The organism is Chitinophaga sp., from assembly GCF_017745275.1.
GTDB lineage: Bacteria > Bacteroidota > Bacteroidia > Chitinophagales > Chitinophagaceae > Chitinophaga.
In genome coordinates this window covers 602476-618769 of record NZ_JAGHZS010000002.1, presented here as the reverse complement: position 1 = coordinate 618769, position 16294 = coordinate 602476, and the positions used below count along the sequence as shown (strand labels likewise).

Here is a 16294-nt window from a genome sequence, read left to right as displayed (position 1 = left end):
CAGAGGATCCTTGCGATGAATGGTAAAATTCATACATTTGCGATGTTAAGGTGGAAGGATTTTAATGATACGAAGTCCCGTTTAGCCTGACAATTACCGGCAGCGTGCCAGCGCTTCCGGTTTTTTTGGGCTTTTTCTGTTTCCCTTATTTGGTCATATAGATATTCCTGTCGTTTATTTTATAGTGGATATTACTGGTGAGTTCCATCATTTTTAATACTTTGGAGAGATTTGCTGTTCGTGGAATTTCTCCGTTGAACCGGTAGCCGCTCAGGCCTTTATAGTCGATGGTTACATCGTACCAGCGTTCGAGTTGCCGTACTACTGCGGGCAGGTCGGCATCGTTGAAAATAAATTTGCCGTTTCTCCAGGCGAGTACTTCTTCCGTATCGGCGTCGTTGATCAATTGAATGGTACTGTTGTTGACTTTTGTCTGTTGCCCGGGTTTTAAGATCCTGGTTTGTGTGCCGGTGGATACGCGTATGCTGCCTTGCAGCAATGTGGTGGTAATACTGGCATCGTTATGATAAGATTGTATATTAAATCCTGTTCCCAGCACTTCCACGTGGTGGTTGCCGCTGGTGACCAGGAAAGGCGCGGAGGCGTTGCGGGCTACTTCAAAATACGCTTCCCCGGTAATTTCCACTTTACGGGAGCCGCCGGAAAAAGCGGCAGGGAAACGAATAGAAGAAGCGGCGTTGAGCCATACATGTGAGCCATCAGGCAGCACAACCTGGTATTCACCGCCTTTGGGTGTGCTGATCGTATTAAAGGCGGTAGCATCGCTGCCGGCCAGGGAAGCGTCGTATACCAACTGTCCGTTACCCGATTTTTTTATCAGGGTTTTGCCCTGGCTGGCTACTACGCCGGTTTGCGCATCGTCGAGTACAATGGTGGAGCCGTTGGCCAGCGTGAGTACAGCTTTACGGCCGCCAGGCGCCACATCGCTTTTATGCTGCGCCACTACTACCGGTGGGGTTTTATCTTTTCTAAAAATAAAAAATGCCAGTGCACCAGTTGCTACCAGTAAAAGTACAGCCGCTGCCCTGCTCCAGGCAATAGACCTGGTGCGCGACGACGATTTCGTTTGTGCGATAGCGTTATATACGCGATTGAACGACGGCTGCCAGTTTTCCTGCGCCACTTCCTGCAGCGTGGTTGCTTCCGCAGTATCGCTGCTGAGTTCATCGAACAGCAGCCGGTTACTTTCGCTGGCGGCAAGCCATGCTTCCAATACGTCCTGCTCTGCCGCCGTCAACTCACCGGAACGCTGCCGGTGAATCAGCCCGGCTATATATAATAACTGTTGTACGTCTTTTTCTTCCATAGAAAATAATAGCCGGCAGTGGCTGCCCTTTAAGCCCGTTTTCCGGGCAGCACACCACACAGCTGGTTAAATGGTTATTGGCCAAAACGATTTCCCTGGTTATAGGTGCGGATCTCCGTACCAAATAACTCATACGTACACACGTATTCGCTGGCGGTGCATTCACCTTCGCCTGGCGGTGGTATGTAAGTATAGTGTGAGAGATCCTGGTCGGCAGCGGTGACAAGAAAACCCGTATATATTTCTTTAGGACCAAATGTTTTCAACAGCGAAGGCCCTACCCTGGCTGCCCGGGAAGCATGTGCGGAAAAGATAGCTCCTACAGTGCCCAATACCAGCACGGCAGCTATCATCATCCTTTTTAACTGTTTCATGATCTTACTATTTTCAGGTGATTAAAAGTCTTTCCCTTTCTCCGCAACAGGATGGCCCCTACCGTAACGACCATAAAACACAAATTAAAAACGAGGTGCTGTGTCCAGGTCAGCGACCGTAGCACGCCCCCGCAAGAGCAGGGAATGCGGTGGTAGAAATTCAGTTTCACTAACGCGATATACCCCGTAAACAACAACAGCAATACCAGCGAACCATACAATGCCCATGTTCTTGTAACATGAAAGATCAGCAACAACGTGAGCCCCAGCTCACTCACCGGTATGGCCCATAGCAGCACCGGCCTGAACATTGCCGGGAAAGCCTGGTTGTAGAGCTGCTTCCGGTATTCGTGGAAGTCCAACAGCTTGCTGAGGCTGGCATAAACAAATAATAAGATGAGTAAGCATACCAGCGCTTCCTCTACAATCGCCTTTGTTTTCATGTGGAATAACCGATTGATGTAATAGATACACCACCGAAATCATTTTGGGTTAGCCGGGTTATTTTTTTTGAAAAAATATTTAATAAAAAGAGAAGGATGAGCAGTTAATCTTTGTGCATAGCAGCCAGCAAGAGTAAGGCTAAAGGGAGAATATCGCGGCCTTGTAGCTTTTCTTTCACCAGCTCCAGGGCACGCGCTTTCTGGCCTTTCACGGTGTTAACAGAGATCTGCAGCGCTTTAGCGATTTCGCGGTTAGGCAACCCTTCCAGGTAACCCAACTCGAATACCCGTTTCATTTTACCGGGCAGGCTGTTCACTGTTCTGAGGATTTCTGCTTTTACTTCTGCCCGGATGATTTCGTTGGCAATAAAATCTTCCGCTCGGTCGATATTGGCTTCGTATACCTGGTGCCGGTATTGCTGGTTCTTTTCTTTTCTCAGCTCATTCAGGCAGGCATTTTTCGCCGTGATATACAGGAATGCTTTGAGCGATTGGAAACTGGTTACCCGTTTATGATGATGCCAGAGCTTTATAAAAGTTTCTTCTGCTACATCTTCTGCCACGGCATGATTGCTGATAAATCTTCTGGCAAAAAGCGTGATGACAGGAAAATACCGTTCCATCACATAACGAAAGGCCTGCTCATCGCCCTGTTGCAGGCGCATGGCGTAGATATCTTCATTAATAGTACCTGTTACATTCATGAATTACAGTGCTTGGGCAAGCATATTTTTTGCGGAACGACTTTGGTGTTGAAAGATCAAATTAGGTAATTCTACAGAGGGCAACTACAGATCAATGAGCAAATTCTAATACGATATTGGCTTCTGCTATCAGAAAAAAGGAAGTATAGTTGACCAAATATCTAATTAGAAAAAATCTCCCTGCGATAAATCTTTTTTATTTGTAACTTGCTTTCCGGTTAGCACAAACCAGTCTGAAAAACCCGGTTTATAGTAACCACCCTCCATCATCCCTGCTACTGTACACTAAGAAAAGACCTGGGCAACCTGAGAAATATTCCGCCTGAAAAGAAGAGAAGGATCAGACCCATGATGCATTTGTCAATCATCTGTTGAGCACTGGCTTATTTAACCTGGCCCAAACCATTTCAATTATGAATGCCTTATCTGAATTACCAGCAAACAATTTTTATGTCTTCACCGATGCATCAGGCATTTTAACTGCGTTGTAGCGGCGAAGAAATGTGCCAACTGTTGTAGCTACTTCATAAAAAACGCTGGCTACATATTTTATATACGCCTCTTACTGATGATACCAGTAAATGACTATGGAAACCTTTTATTCACAACAATTCATACCTAATGAGAAAATCTGATTTACCATTGCGGAAGCTTTGCAGATCTTTAATGCTGCTGTGTACTCTCTATATAGCGGGATGTCATAAACCTGATAAAGCGGGATCCAGGGATGATTCCGGAGGTAAGGATAATGGTGAGGTCAATGTATGGCCTTCGTCTCCTGCTGCCGAAATTTGCGGCAATACAAAATTACTGACGGGCCCCGGTGTTGCGCCGCCGGGTGCTATTACTGTACGGGCAGGCAATAATAGCAATGTAAATTTTAAACTCAGGGGAGCTACCTATTGGTTTGAGCCTGGCGTACATACATTAGGCGGTGACGAATACAGCCAGATTATCCCGGAAGACAGCAGCACGTTTATTGGTGGCCCCGGTGCCATCCTTGATGGCCAAAACGTTAACCGGTACGCATTTACACAGCGGGCATCCCATGTAACGATCCGTTATCTTACCATCCGTAACTTCGTGGCGCCCCGCGACGAAGGCGTAGTCAACCACGATGCCGGCGATAAATGGACCATCGAGTACAATACCATTTCCAATAACAAAGGTGCAGGCCTGATGGCCGGCCCTAATAATATTTACCGTTATAATTGTATAAAAGATAATGGTCAGTATGGTATTAACTCCTGTTGCGGGACAGCACTAAATGAGGTAGAAAATTTCGTACTGGATCATAACGAAATTACGGGCAACAATACCGATGACTGGGAGAAAAAAATTGATGGCTGCGGTTGTACCGGTGGCGTAAAGTTCTGGATCAATAAGAATGTTACGGTGACTAATAACTGGATACATCATAATAAAGGGGTAGGTCTATGGCTGGACAATAACAATCGTGGCTTCGTGATTGAAAACAATTATATCAACGATAATGACGGGAACGGATTAATGATAGAAGCCGGCTATGATGCGCGGGTACGTTTCAATAATTTTAAGAAGAATGCGATCGTTGCCGGTATGCTGAATGCGCAAAAAGGAGATAATTTCCCGGTTCCTGCCATCTATATTTCCGAAGCCGGCAGCCCCCGTGGATTTAACCTGAAAACGTCACCCATGTTAATCAGTAACAATAACTTCGAGAACAACTGGGGCGGTGTGGTATTGTGGGAAAATCCCAACCGCTATAGTGGCTCCAGCGGTAACACTCATGTAGCAGGTACCATAAAGATAAAAAGCCTATACGACGACTCGCCTTGTAAATCCGGTGTGCCAGATGCTATTCCAGGCAGTGTTCCTGATAAATTTGTTTGTCGCTGGTCCACAGAAAATATAGTGGTGGAGAATAACGAGTTCAGAATAGATAAAGCGATGCTGGGATGCGCCGGCGGAAATTTCTGCGGCATCAATGGAATATTCTCTGAGTACGGCACCTACCCTGAATTCAGTGGCTACCTGATTCCATGGCGGATCACGTTCCAACAGGATAATATTTTCCGCAATAATCATTACTACGGCGACTGGCAATTTGCGGGATTTGAAGTGACTACTCCTGATGGCTCCCGTGTATCCTGGAAAAACTGGACAGCCCCTGCCCCACCGGTACCTGAGCACCCCAGCACAGATAACCGTCCTAAAACATTTGGGCAGGACAAGGGCAGCACTTATGTGAAATAACCAGGTCCTTAAAAAACATCAGCGATATTGCACCCAGGAAAGTGGGAGCCATATCGCTAATGGTTTTCAATTGCTGAGTTATGCCGAATATGGTTAAACAAGTAAGCTCCCTCCATCAACCACTACAATCTGACCAGTGGTAAAGCTTCCGCGCATAAGGTATAAATAGGCTTCGGCAATTTCATTTGAATGTCCAACCCTGCCAGTCAATAACCTGCTTCCAATCTGGCTAAACAATTGTTCCCTGTCACCTTCCGTCATATTGGATAAAAGATTTGTCCGGAAAGTTCCGGCACATACAGCATTCACTCTTATTGGTGCAAGTTCAAAAGCCAGTGAGCGGGTAAGCCCTTCAATAGCGCTGGCCATTCCAGCAATTACGGCAGTGCCATTTCTCGGTCTTCTCCCGATGGCACCGGTGGTTAATGTAATTGACCCTCCTTTTCGAATCAACGGCGCTCCATATTTTGCTGCCATAACGGAGCCCCAGAAGCGCAGGTTAATGGATTGTTTTGCCTTATCAATATTCAACCCCGACAGGCTACTGAAATTTAGTGCATCGCCTGCCGTAAAAACAAGATGATCAAATTCGCCTGTTTCCTTAAAAAGCTGCTCTACCTGCCTTTCATCACCAAGATCTGCCATAAAACCTTCGCCTTTCGGTAGTAAGGATAAAGCTTCATTCACCTTTTGCTGGCTGCTGGAAACCACCACTACAGACGCCCCTTCTTCTGATGCTGCTATGGCAGTAGCCAGGCCAAAACCGGATGTACCGCCTAATAGGATCACTCTTTTGCCAGCCAGGCCACTATCTCTTTTATTTTCCATGTCCGTTCCTGTTTGATTTTTACAGATCCAAAATTATCGGACATTTGTTATAGTGTTGCTATCCGTTACCTTTAGTATAGTGACTATAATTATGGGAAAATTAAAATCTAATCCAGCACCTGGCATTGAGAGGCAATTAGCGCTGCAGGACGCTCTCGACTTATTGAGAGGTAAATGGAAAATACTTATTTTGAGAAGTTTGTACCTCAACGGAACAATCCGGTTTAAAGACTTACTGGAAACTTCGAAAGGTATAACGCCCAAAGTGTTGTCGAATGAACTAAAGCAATTAGAGGAAAATTTGCTGATTACCAGAACAGTGAACAATACTAAACCTGTTACGGTATCTTATGCGCTCACCAATCATGCCACTGAAATGCTACCTGTCATTAATGCATTGATTGAATTTGGGTTGAAACACAGGAAGAAGATCATGTCTGCCTGAATCCTGTTTGTTCTTTGCTCTTATAATCATTGTCTTTCTTTCCTCTTCAAGCTTATTACTTATATCTTTGCTTAAGTTTACTATCCTGGTGTAAACCCGACCGGTAGTAGATTGGCAGGAAAAAATCACCAGGAGCGGTTTATTTTTGCAACGGCGCTTACCCCTCCTCTCTTATTTTAAAAAATGATCTAATAATCCAATAATGGTTGCTGTTTGCATCAGTAAAGACATATGACCAGTATTCGGTAAAATAGACAGCTGTGACCGGGGAGCGCCACTAATATCGCTAAAAACATTGCCACCGCATAACTGGTACATTTTAGCTTTATGCATCATGTCCACCCCATCATTATCTCCCATAATAAAGAGTACCGGAGCTTTTATGTTTTTCATATTTGAATCGCCCAGGTCAAAGTTCTCCGTATCAAACTTTATAAACTTGCCGGTAAATCTGTGAAATGCGGAGCTATCATTATAAATTCCGGCGTGAGCTGTTTTATAGGGTGTTTGGTCAAGAAAATCGGGCGGCAGAGATTTTAGCATGTTTCGCATAACGGGCAACCAACCGGTGTATTGATACGGTGCTGAAAGTACGATCAATTTATCAACAACCCCTGGTTGCTGAATCGCAAGCTGCATGGCCGTTGTACCACCCACGCTAAAACCCATGATGTCTGTTTTATCAATTCCCAGGTATTGTAGCAGGGCAACTATGTCGTTGGCAAATCCCCTGTATGAAAAAGGGCGGGTAATATCCTTTGTGTGGCCATGACCTTGCAACTCAACGGCAATCACTTTCCGGGTTTTCTTTAATTCTGTTATCATATTGCCCCAGCAAAGCTGAATGGTTTGATAAGCTCCATGAATTAAAACTATCGGCTTGCCCTCTCCATAAATTTCATAATAGAGGTTAAGACCGTTCACAGGGGCATAACCTGAAGTATCTGGTGACAGCCACTCACTTTGTTGCGGCTGTAAACCCGCAGTTGGCTTTTTAACTTCAGCGGACACTTTTAAACTCAAATACGATAAAAAAACAATCATAATTATTTGTCTGTAATGCATAGTTCATTGCTTTTTCAAAAATCCAGGTTGTAAGACGATTCCTCATCATGACTTCTTCTATTGTCTTGAGAGTTTATCTTTTTTCATTATCACACTTATAGATCTTACGTCCTTCAATGACCATAAAAATGCTATCAGCGCCGAAAAAACAATCACGGCAATGGCTGAGAGAAAAACTGCCGGCTTAACGATCATTATTATCAAAATGCCAGATGCCATGGCAATTCTGACTTTGAGCATCAGCACAGAGAACAACGGCTGTTTCGCAGCAGGAGGTTCACCATAATGATCCTCCCTTTTGTTATAATTTTTCGCGTACCTGCCTATTATTTTTGTAATTATCTCCATTAGAACAATTCCAATTATCGCACTGTCGACCCAATGAGCATCCCGCCAGCTCATTACCCCCATCGTTATCCCAGTTGCAATGATGCCTATTACAGCAGCAATTTGATACCTGTGGGTTATTTTAATGCTTGTCGCCAGGCGGTTGCTGACAGCCTCATAATTTTTGGTTTGTAGTATTAACAGCAGCCATTCTATGGCCCAGGTGCAAAAAAGCGCTATCGCAGCTGTAATATGAACCAGCTTCAGTAATAAATAAATATTGTATGTCATAATGATTTTGTTGTTGCTTATGTACATAATACCGCCACCCGGTGTATACAAGTTCAGAGGCCTTCTATCTGTCAGTTTCAGGCCGTATTTTTCATTGTATTGAACAATTCCTGGATATCTGTGACTACCCAACGCTCTGCTACCTTGCCATTTTCCAGGCGATAAATGGCAATACCTTTGAGTGTTACCGCCTTCCCTGTGGGAGCAATTCCATGGTAGCTCCCCTTATGGGTTCCCAATAACCGCCAACGCACCACTACCCTATCTCCTGCAGCAATCAAATCATCTACTTCGTATCGGGCATCTGGCAATACTGGCAGTATGGCACCTGAATAGAAATCCCGGAAAGGCTGCGGGCCTGTTGGGCTGCCTTTCTGCCAATCGTGAGAAATAAACTGGGGTGCGATCAATTCGTCTACTGTGGCCATATTCCAGTCCACAAACACCTCCTGGTATAAGCGGCGAATGACTTCCTTGTTAATGGTTGTGATTTTGTCTTCCATTGCTATTATTTTATAGAAATAAAATTAGGAAGCGTCGGACTAGCAAAATTGTACAATCCTGCTATTTTTTGTTTGCGAACGAAGGATGAATACCAAACATTTTCCTGAATGTTTTATTCAAATGAGAGGAGTCTGAAAACCCGGAAAAATGGGCGCAATCGGTAAGGGAGTAACCATTCACATATCGTTTGAACGCGGTTTCCATTTTCTTCCACAATATATATTGCTGGATAGATATACCCATTTCTTCTTTGAACAAATGAGCCAACCTGCTTTCCGATATAAATAGTTCTTTAGAAAGTGTACGAATTGTCAGGGTTTCCTCAGAGATGTGTTTCTCTATCAGATTGGTACAATGGTAGATTCGATCGGTTATTTCTCTATTCTTGCAGTTAACGCAATCGGGCAATGAAAAATCCCCGCCATTTTTAAACCGCAGCACTTCACTTTCATCTAATGCAACAATGTCTTTTCCTGGCAAGTTATAATATTCGGAAAGGTACTCACCCATTTTACTTGTTGGGTCAATAAAAAAAATAAAACAAGCACCATCCGAACAATCAAATGAGTGTAAAGTATTTGGAGAAATAATGGCCGCCTTTATTTTGTTATAATCCTGGCTGGAACCTGAAATGTTTATATAGCCGGTTGTAGCAAACGCCAGCTCTAACGCGAAATGGGCATGTGTATTTGTGCGATAACCTTTGCCTGAAAAACAAACAATACCCTCTTCCTTAAAAAATACCGGCATAGAATAACTGCTGCTATTGTTGAGACAAATGATTTTTCTTAAATCGATTCAGGTTGCTAAGATACTGTTTTGGGCCAAAATCCTCTCCATAAATATCTTTGCAAAAGCCACACAGCTCTTCTTCAATCACTGGCTCAGGCATTCCTGCTTCTATATATGCATTGCCTGTGGGTAGGCCAAACACTAAGCCATCTTTCCCTGGATAGATAATTTAAATGACAGTTTTTCGAATTTATTGAAATTAATTTTGACCTTAGCTACAACTCACTCAACCACTTTATAGCATTTATACCCGGCATAAATAAATACATGCCACCTTTTAGGGTATTAAATGTAGGCATACCAGTAAAGCGTTTAGGCAGGGGTTCGCCGGGCAAGGTGAATGTGCCTTTGCCTTCGTTCAAGCCAATAACAGGGTCTTTCTCGTTTTTGAGGCTCATAAAGTTGCCGCTGTTGACCCATTCCCTTTGTAAAAATTCGAGGGTTTCCATCGCTTTTGCACTAAATGCTATAAAATAAAGCCCTCGTTCTTTACCGTCATCTTTAGTGCTGCCATTTGGCAATGCAGGTCCATAACCTACACCTTTACGTATAATGCGGTGCAGGTTCACATCCGACATTACAGCCATTTTACTGTTACGAGGGTTCATCCGGCGCATGTGGCTTGAGTAAGGTACTAACTTACCATTTTGGTCATTGCTGAAATCAAAGTCATTATTTTTCGTGGTATCTGCGCCTAATGCAGCATTATCTTTAAAAGGACACATATTTAATGGGGCACCGCTGCGCCATCTGCCTACCATCTTTGCAGCAAGCAATTCCTGCTCGTCTTTTGTTTTTGCCTGTTCCTGAAGGTACCTGTTAAAAGCAGCTACATGACTATGGTATTTTCTGAAGATGACAAAAGTACCATTCCTGGCAAACTCTAATGGTTGCGGCATAGGATAATGGTTACCTGCTTCGTTCGCATATCCCATAATAAATTCACCGGCCTTGATAGGTCGTTCTTTTGAATTTAATTGCTCTGCCCCGCTGCCTTCAATTTCCGGGTTACTGATACCATCACGAAAGCCGAAATGGTTGAAATTGCCTTCTATTGGGGTGTCAAAATCGGCTTGAAAACACAATTTAACTCCTTTGTATTTTTCCAATACCTGCAGGGCAAGTGTTTTTTTGGCATTCAGGTCATCCAGGTTTTTTGCAGTGATAGAAACGGCAATATGATTACTGGTTGTTTTAAAAACGGGATCCCATTTTTCGGGGGCATTTTCATTAATATCCATTAGCTTTTCGCTGCGGGCAGCCATACCTTTTTTAAAGGCATCAGGAAAACTCTCCAGTGTGGACGGTGGAAGTTCAAGTTTCTTTAGTCCCTCGTAAGTAAAGGCAATTGCAAGCCAGGCGTCATTATTATCCCACCAATTTTTGGCACTGGTAACATACGGTACTATTTCTTTCAAAAACGCTTTGGCGGAAGCAGGATTCAGAATTTCCAAAAAAACATTTACGCCATGATATGGCAAGGGTCTGTCACGCAATATGATGGCTTGAATGTCGTGCAGCGCTATTTTCTCGGCAGTGCGTTTGAATAAATTTTTCAAGAACATAAGACTATTAAACTTGTAGATTTCACCTGTTAACCAAAAAGTTCTTTCCGCGTTTTGGGTTCTTTCCGTTAAGCCGATGCCTTGTTTCCGACGAAATCTGGTATACCTTCCATCTGGCCATTTAAAGACGTGTTTGAAGTCTCTACAATTCCAAAAGTTTGTTCAGACCTGCCCCTATTTTTTCCAAACGTGTTGTATCGGCAACTGTAAGGTTTGGATGGCTTACAAACCAGGCCGATGCCGTTATTTGCTTACTCAAAATAAATTCTTTTACTGTAGGCGATTTAATGCCTGGCCAGCCTTCAATATTTCCAAAAATCAGATCCATCATCTCCGGTATTTTTGTTGCAAAGTCATTAATATAGGTATCCCAATCACCGTCGTAGCAAGTACAAAAAAGCAGTTTGGTGTCGTTTTCTAAAAATACAAAACGCATATCATGGAGGGTACCAACTTTTCTGGCGCCCGTAAGGTTACCTTTTAATGTTTCAAAGATCGTCCGTAGATTTCGAGCTCCATCGGGTTTCAAATCTGTAATAATAGTCAATTCAGAGAGTTCGCCACTACGCAAGCCGGCATCCCCGGCGCTGGTTACTTCGTGAGCTTTGTCCAGTGGCTCACCTAGCGTGGCCAGGTACAGCTTCAATTTTAACCCTGCATCCTGTGTGAGTTGTTTGATGTTCATATACATTGAATTTAGAAATAAATAAATTGAATTTATAAGTAAACAATTTTCGGTGCTTACTGTTCTATCCAGTACATGGTTTTTGAAAAAATGCCTTTATGCGCTACAATTTTCAGCTTTTTTCCCTCCCTGTAAATTTCACAATTTCCCTTTTGGCCGGTTTCGTGGTTTTCTACTGTTCCCTTCCACTCATTTTTTTCAAAACGTACATTGTAAAGCGTTGGACGACCTTTGGGATCCATACCTGCAATTTTTCCACTGTTATTGGAAATGGTAATAATAACACCTTCTTCGGTTTTCCATTTACCCGCAAAATTATCATTGCCGGATTGAGCAAAACCAATGACTGTTATAAACATCATTACCAGGCAGGATAATACTTTTTTCATGATTTGATTATTTTAATGTTTTTACACTACAAAGAAAATTCAAAAAATCGGCAGTACTTTTAAGATATCTTAAAAATTGCGGGCATTTAGAAAATGAATATTTTCAATATCTATGTTCAAAAACTGTAACTTGTCTAAGATCGTTACTTGCAATTCTTCGTTTACAGACAAAAAAAATTCTATTTCAGGCTTTGTGTTGGTATTGATAATCATTTCTATTGTTTCTTGCTGCAACATTCTATTGTAATAGGCAATAAATGTGGCAGGAAAGCGCTTTGCAAGCACTTTTAATTCTCTTCTAAAAATAAAATCAGCACTTTTAGAAATGTATAAAAGAGAAATATGCATGCTGGACGGTGGCACATATTTCAGCAATTCCACAATTTCAGGGAACCCAATATCGATACCTTCATGATCGGCAACGAATACACTATGTTTATATTGATTCAATTCGCTGTTTTGCATCACATAAAATTTTATGCTACAAAACTGCTAATCGTTTACGAGATAGCTTTTAAGAATTCTTAAAAAATGGTCTTGAGTGGGGAAATATTTGTCAAAAATTTAAAAGACATCATTTGCCTTCTGATGCAAATATATCTTTACAAGTATATATAAAGCGCTAACTCCTTTTGACAAATTTTTGGGGGAATTCTTAAAAGTGATTTTTGAGCTGAAGATTTTATTTGGGCTTCTTAGCTCTAATAACGCTAAGCGTTTGTTGTGTAATGCCGAGATAAGAAGCGATATGTCCAAGCGGAACACGCAAAAGAATATCAGGATGGGTTTCAAGCAGTATTCTGTATCTGTCCTGTGCGGTTTGAAGCTGTACCGAACGCAAGCGATCGGCAAGCTTTTTTATTGTCCCTACTATTATATAGCGAAGGAACCGTTGCAACTTCACATTTGTGTCTAACAGTTCTTCGATCCTTGAAAAATCTGCGGTTCTGACGATACTGTCTTCCAATAATTCAAGATAATAAGGATGGTATTCATTCAAAAATACATTTTCGATGGGCGTGTAGAACGATGTTTCATCGAAGAAAAATTGTGTAATATCTTTTCCGTCATTGAGGTAATATATTCGCGCCAGTCCCTTTTCAATATAAAATACTTTTTTTGAATGACTACCTGCGCCTACCAGCTGATGGCCTTTGGGGAAGCGCTGCCTATCCCACAAACCGTCTAATGCCTGAATGGTATCGTCAGACAATTGTATTTCCTGTTTCAGGTAGTCTGCTAATTTCATTTTCCTTTTTGTTATTTCCAAATATACAAATAACAATCTTTTGCAGCTAGTTTAACAATAAGATTAAAGGCCAAAACAGTGAGAGGGCAAGTATCAACTTCCCACAATTGAAGAAATGGAAAGAGAACTAATGGACGAATAAAGTGTTTTTACTCACTTGAGACCAGGTAATATTGTTTGCTAATACACAGTTAGCGGAAAAAGGATACCTTAAACCAGAATTATTGCACTTATCCTGACATCACTTAACATTGATCAAACGAAATACAGTATAGCATTTAAGGCTATTGACGGTTAGCACAATTTAATGATTCTTAAAATTCTTTATTGTCACCAAAAATCTCATGAAGTTTCTTCTGGAGTATATTTTTATCGGGAAGCCTGGTCTGATATTCCGCAATAAGCGTTGGGGACATACACCGGCTTAGTGCATACTCGACCACTTCTTTGTCTTTATCTTTACAGAGTAATATGCCAATACTTGGATTTTCATTATCGTTTTTTACATCTCTATCCAATGCTTCAAGATACAAATTGATTTGCCCCATATGCTCTGGTTTAAATCTATCTGCCTTTAACTCAATTGCGATCAAACATTGCAATGCTCTATGATAAAATAATAGATCAATATAAAAATCGTAGTTTCCGACCTGGACCTTGTATTCTTCGGCAACAAATAAAAAATCCTTTCCTAATTCCAGTATGAAATTCTTCATTTGTCTTATCAATCCTTTTTGCAGATCGATCTCGTTAAAAGACTCCTGAAGGTTTAGAAAATCAAATATATAACTACCTTTAAATGTATCAGTTACATTCGGATGAATTTCTCTCAGCACTGCTGAGAGTTTTGAATTGCCAATTACTGTCCGTTCAAAAATGCTGCTATTAATCTGTCGCTCCAACTCTCTTGTACTATATTTCTCCCGAATACATAGCTTGAGATAGAACTCACGTTCATGCTGTGATTTAGCACGACTAAAAACAGTTAGATTATTAGTCCATGTAACCTCCTTTAATAGGGGTATTAGTTGCGGAGAAGATTCATATGCCTCATAAAATTGTTTCATACGCCATAAATTCTTGTCGGAAAACCCCTTAAGTTCTGGCTCATTACATCGTATATACTTTGCTAACTCATTAACCACAGATTGCCCCCACTCTGCACATTTCACTTTCTTACTAATGTATTCACCAATACTCCAATAGAGGCTGATTAATTCTGTATTAACTGATCTCATCGCGGCAAGGCGAGAATTTTTGATCAACTGAATTACCTCCAAAAATTGTTTACTTAACATAGACGCAATATTCGTCTTTGTGCGAAAAGGATTTTATACGCTGAGGTTAACAATACAAGATTAAGAAATCTTAATAAGAATGGTCCGATATATCTTATACAAAAAGCGTGATACAATTTGAAAGAATGTATCACGCTTTCTTGATCTCCTTGGGGCTATATACTCATCGAATAAAGTATGTTACACAGTTATTATCTTTTCCCAATACTATTTATGAAATCAGGATTCGAACTTTTTAAAACACGCAGACAAGATGAACGAATTGATATTGCTGTAATGGAAGCACAATACAACATTGAACTGCCGCCATTGTACAAGCTTTTTGTATTTACTTTTCGTCACGATAATTCCCCTTCTAATGCCGAAAAGTATTATATACCGCAATGGTATCAGTATCGATATGTTGCAGATATTGATTACAAGCCATTATACGACGACGTGAAAAATAGGTTAGATTTTACTTTAGATGATCTGGATCGTGCACTAAGATCGCATAAATATAACATGACAAAGGAAGTGGAATGGGTGAAATATGGCGTTTTTAGAATCGGTGGGATTGGCATGGGCGGAGGGCTGTTTGTTGGCACACGGGAGGAGAATAAAGACCGGATTTTTCGTGTGCGGTAGGACTGGCACAGGACTATGACGATATATGTGGTAACATTTTTGAGTTGGCGCTTGAACTTACCATGATGTATGATCCAAATAATCCGCCGGTTCATGTTCACAGCTATAATCAACTGTATAAAAACTGGGAGAGGAACATTGGCAGATAAAGACTGAATAAATATCGCCTGTAGCGGCTATATCTTCAATGCTTGAATACAGGAAAATTAACCGCTATATACCAATACTACTTCTCCTTTTACAAGTCAGGATAAGAAAACTGTTCTAGCATTATACCATTGTGATCAAATGAAAAAAATACTATAAAGTCAACTTCTAATTTGATAAATGATTAAAAGGATAATTACTATTTCACATAAAGTAATTATCCTTAATAATTTACCAGGAGATTAACAATTAAGTTGATTTAATAATTATCAAGGTTAATATTTTTTGATACTGAAATTTAATTACACCGTATATTCGATGAAGTCTTCAGGACATGACAACCCATTATGATTTTGTAAATAACTATAAGCCCATTTATGAAACTCATTGACCCTATTGCCATTTTTTTTCTGTTTACGTCAACCGCTTATTCACAAAGTAATATCAACAAAAAACCTCCCGGCGGAAACGGAAAACTGACGATGGTGCAACTATTGGAAAATCGTGTTAAACCGTTTATAGGAAAGGATTATTTCAAATTAACCAATGCCGATTCTATATTTAGGAATGCCGGCATTAAGCTGCCAGAAGGTGTTTGTCTGATTAGTCTCTGGTTCGCGGAATGTCGTCCTTGTATTACTGAATTTCCTGATCTTGTTAAACTAAGCGAAAGATATGCAAACCAAAATTTCAATATCGTATCACTGACATTTGAGAATGATTCAATCATCGATGTAATCAGGAAAAAATACCATCTTCCATTTATGCCCAGGCATATATCCAGGGAGGCATGTTACAAGCTCAACTTAGGGAATGGATTTCCGACTAATATTATTTTGAATCCTTCTGGTATCATTGCTTTTATGAGCATGGAAGGCAGCTCAAATCCCGAGGTAAGTTCGCTGCATTTCGAGAAAATATTAGTCCCTGCAATTGATAGTGTTCTGAGACATTTATAGTAACGACCAAAAGCTGTTCCGTAATTCTACTTTAACGATT

Annotated in this window: 19 protein-coding genes; 4 read left to right on the top strand and 15 right to left on the bottom strand. The window is 41.2% G+C overall.

Translation table 11 applies throughout. From position 1 onward, the window contains the following. Positions 1 to 145: 145 nt before the first annotated feature. From J7623_RS08240 to J7623_RS08225, 4 genes are all read right to left on the bottom strand, one after another. Entirely contained in the window at positions 146 to 1327 is a 1182-nt protein-coding gene (locus tag J7623_RS08240) for a FecR domain-containing protein (RefSeq protein ID WP_291919338.1), read from the bottom strand. Positions 1328 to 1401: 74 nt separating this feature from the next. Further along, positions 1402 to 1701: a hypothetical protein gene (locus tag J7623_RS08235; RefSeq protein WP_291919337.1), complete on the bottom strand. Its 300-nt coding sequence runs from the start codon at positions 1699 to 1701 to the stop codon at positions 1402 to 1404. Next, positions 1698 to 2144 (bottom strand): MauE/DoxX family redox-associated membrane protein, encoded by a 447-nt coding sequence (locus J7623_RS08230; protein ID WP_291919336.1) that lies wholly within the window; start codon positions 2142 to 2144, stop codon positions 1698 to 1700. Before J7623_RS08230 ends, J7623_RS08235 begins: the two co-directional genes overlap by 4 nt. 104 nt (positions 2145 to 2248) lie before the next feature. Then, positions 2249 to 2848, bottom strand: a complete 600-nt coding sequence (locus J7623_RS08225) for an RNA polymerase sigma factor (protein WP_291919335.1) — start codon at positions 2846 to 2848, stop codon at positions 2249 to 2251. 621 nt (positions 2849 to 3469) lie between these two features. Here J7623_RS08225 and J7623_RS08220 point away from each other — a divergent pair. Continuing rightward, positions 3470 to 5083: a right-handed parallel beta-helix repeat-containing protein gene (locus tag J7623_RS08220; protein WP_291919334.1), complete on the top strand. Its 1614-nt coding sequence runs from the start codon at positions 3470 to 3472 to the stop codon at positions 5081 to 5083. Between the two features lie 93 nt (positions 5084 to 5176). Here J7623_RS08220 and J7623_RS08215 read toward each other — a convergent pair whose 3' ends face one another. Continuing rightward, complete coding sequence (locus J7623_RS08215) at positions 5177 to 5911, bottom strand: SDR family oxidoreductase (protein ID WP_291919333.1); 735 nt, start codon at positions 5909 to 5911, stop codon at positions 5177 to 5179. A 91-nt stretch (positions 5912 to 6002) separates the two neighbouring features. On the opposite strand from J7623_RS08215, the gene J7623_RS08210 reads away from it, so the two are divergent. Next, positions 6003 to 6356: a helix-turn-helix domain-containing protein gene (locus tag J7623_RS08210; RefSeq protein WP_291919332.1), complete on the top strand. Its 354-nt coding sequence runs from the start codon at positions 6003 to 6005 to the stop codon at positions 6354 to 6356. A gap of 171 nt (positions 6357 to 6527) precedes the next feature. On the opposite strand, the gene J7623_RS08205 is transcribed toward J7623_RS08210, so the two are convergent. From J7623_RS08205 to J7623_RS08160, 10 genes are all read right to left on the bottom strand, one after another. Beyond that, complete coding sequence (locus J7623_RS08205; protein WP_291919331.1) at positions 6528 to 7421, bottom strand: alpha/beta hydrolase; 894 nt, start codon at positions 7419 to 7421, stop codon at positions 6528 to 6530. Positions 7422 to 7478: 57 nt separating this feature from the next. Next, on the bottom strand, positions 7479 to 8039 hold the full coding sequence (locus J7623_RS08200) for a hypothetical protein (RefSeq protein ID WP_291919330.1): 561 nt from the start codon (positions 8037 to 8039) through the stop codon (positions 7479 to 7481). A gap of 77 nt (positions 8040 to 8116) precedes the next feature. Next, positions 8117 to 8542, bottom strand: coding sequence for an ester cyclase (locus J7623_RS08195; protein ID WP_291919329.1), 426 nt, complete (start codon positions 8540 to 8542; stop codon positions 8117 to 8119). 61 nt (positions 8543 to 8603) lie between these two features. Then, a complete protein-coding gene (locus J7623_RS08190; protein ID WP_291919328.1) occupies positions 8604 to 9293 on the bottom strand; it encodes an AraC family transcriptional regulator in 690 nt (229 codons plus the stop codon). 257 nt (positions 9294 to 9550) lie between these two features. Continuing rightward, positions 9551 to 10894, bottom strand: a complete 1344-nt coding sequence (locus J7623_RS08185; RefSeq protein WP_291919327.1) for a Dyp-type peroxidase — start codon at positions 10892 to 10894, stop codon at positions 9551 to 9553. Between the two features lie 148 nt (positions 10895 to 11042). Beyond that, the gene (locus J7623_RS08180) at positions 11043 to 11585 is read right to left on the bottom strand and encodes a hypothetical protein (protein ID WP_291919326.1); all 543 of its coding nucleotides are present in this window, start codon (positions 11583 to 11585) and stop codon (positions 11043 to 11045) included. Between the two features lie 56 nt (positions 11586 to 11641). Continuing rightward, complete coding sequence (locus J7623_RS08175; RefSeq protein ID WP_291919325.1) at positions 11642 to 11974, bottom strand: hypothetical protein; 333 nt, start codon at positions 11972 to 11974, stop codon at positions 11642 to 11644. A gap of 69 nt (positions 11975 to 12043) precedes the next feature. Further along, on the bottom strand, positions 12044 to 12439 hold the full coding sequence (locus J7623_RS08170) for a hypothetical protein (protein WP_291919324.1): 396 nt from the start codon (positions 12437 to 12439) through the stop codon (positions 12044 to 12046). A gap of 217 nt (positions 12440 to 12656) precedes the next feature. Then, positions 12657 to 13223, bottom strand: coding sequence for a Crp/Fnr family transcriptional regulator (locus J7623_RS08165; protein ID WP_291919323.1), 567 nt, complete (start codon positions 13221 to 13223; stop codon positions 12657 to 12659). Positions 13224 to 13537: 314 nt separating this feature from the next. Beyond that, positions 13538 to 14521, bottom strand: coding sequence for a PDDEXK nuclease domain-containing protein (locus J7623_RS08160; RefSeq protein WP_291919322.1), 984 nt, complete (start codon positions 14519 to 14521; stop codon positions 13538 to 13540). Positions 14522 to 14734: 213 nt separating this feature from the next. On the opposite strand from J7623_RS08160, the gene J7623_RS08155 reads away from it, so the two are divergent. Together J7623_RS08155 and J7623_RS08150 are read left to right on the top strand one after the other, a co-directional pair. After that, positions 14735 to 15148 (top strand): hypothetical protein, encoded by a 414-nt coding sequence (locus J7623_RS08155; RefSeq protein WP_291919321.1) that lies wholly within the window; start codon positions 14735 to 14737, stop codon positions 15146 to 15148. A gap of 524 nt (positions 15149 to 15672) precedes the next feature. After that, the gene (locus tag J7623_RS08150) at positions 15673 to 16254 is read left to right on the top strand and encodes a thioredoxin-like domain-containing protein (protein ID WP_291919320.1); all 582 of its coding nucleotides are present in this window, start codon (positions 15673 to 15675) and stop codon (positions 16252 to 16254) included. The last annotated feature ends 40 nt before the right edge of the window (positions 16255 to 16294 follow it).

Excerpts from the sequence above, each read along its gene's own strand:
- J7623_RS08205 (WP_291919331.1), bottom strand. The coding sequence starts at position 7,421 with ATGCATTACAGACAAATAATTATGATTGTTTTTTTATCGTATTTGAGT.
- J7623_RS08175 (WP_291919325.1), bottom strand. The coding sequence starts at position 11,974 with ATGAAAAAAGTATTATCCTGCCTGGTAATGATGTTTATAACAGTCATT.
- J7623_RS08195 (WP_291919329.1), bottom strand. The coding sequence starts at position 8,542 with ATGGAAGACAAAATCACAACCATTAACAAGGAAGTCATTCGCCGCTTA.
- J7623_RS08160 (WP_291919322.1), bottom strand. The coding sequence starts at position 14,521 with ATGTTAAGTAAACAATTTTTGGAGGTAATTCAGTTGATCAAAAATTCT.
- J7623_RS08220 (WP_291919334.1), top strand. The coding sequence starts at position 3,470 with ATGAGAAAATCTGATTTACCATTGCGGAAGCTTTGCAGATCTTTAATG.
- J7623_RS08150 (WP_291919320.1), top strand. The coding sequence starts at position 15,673 with ATGAAACTCATTGACCCTATTGCCATTTTTTTTCTGTTTACGTCAACC.
- J7623_RS08210 (WP_291919332.1), top strand. The coding sequence starts at position 6,003 with ATGGGAAAATTAAAATCTAATCCAGCACCTGGCATTGAGAGGCAATTA.
- J7623_RS08215 (WP_291919333.1), bottom strand. The coding sequence starts at position 5,911 with ATGGAAAATAAAAGAGATAGTGGCCTGGCTGGCAAAAGAGTGATCCTA.
- J7623_RS08240 (WP_291919338.1), bottom strand. The coding sequence starts at position 1,327 with ATGGAAGAAAAAGACGTACAACAGTTATTATATATAGCCGGGCTGATT.
- J7623_RS08200 (WP_291919330.1), bottom strand. The coding sequence starts at position 8,039 with ATGACATACAATATTTATTTATTACTGAAGCTGGTTCATATTACAGCT.
- J7623_RS08170 (WP_291919324.1), bottom strand. The coding sequence starts at position 12,439 with ATGCAAAACAGCGAATTGAATCAATATAAACATAGTGTATTCGTTGCC.
- J7623_RS08230 (WP_291919336.1), bottom strand. The coding sequence starts at position 2,144 with ATGAAAACAAAGGCGATTGTAGAGGAAGCGCTGGTATGCTTACTCATC.
- J7623_RS08235 (WP_291919337.1), bottom strand. The coding sequence starts at position 1,701 with ATGAAACAGTTAAAAAGGATGATGATAGCTGCCGTGCTGGTATTGGGC.
- J7623_RS08165 (WP_291919323.1), bottom strand. The coding sequence starts at position 13,223 with ATGAAATTAGCAGACTACCTGAAACAGGAAATACAATTGTCTGACGAT.
- J7623_RS08225 (WP_291919335.1), bottom strand. The coding sequence starts at position 2,848 with ATGAATGTAACAGGTACTATTAATGAAGATATCTACGCCATGCGCCTG.
- J7623_RS08155 (WP_291919321.1), top strand. The coding sequence starts at position 14,735 with ATGAAATCAGGATTCGAACTTTTTAAAACACGCAGACAAGATGAACGA.
- J7623_RS08190 (WP_291919328.1), bottom strand. The coding sequence starts at position 9,293 with ATGCCGGTATTTTTTAAGGAAGAGGGTATTGTTTGTTTTTCAGGCAAA.
- J7623_RS08180 (WP_291919326.1), bottom strand. The coding sequence starts at position 11,585 with ATGAACATCAAACAACTCACACAGGATGCAGGGTTAAAATTGAAGCTG.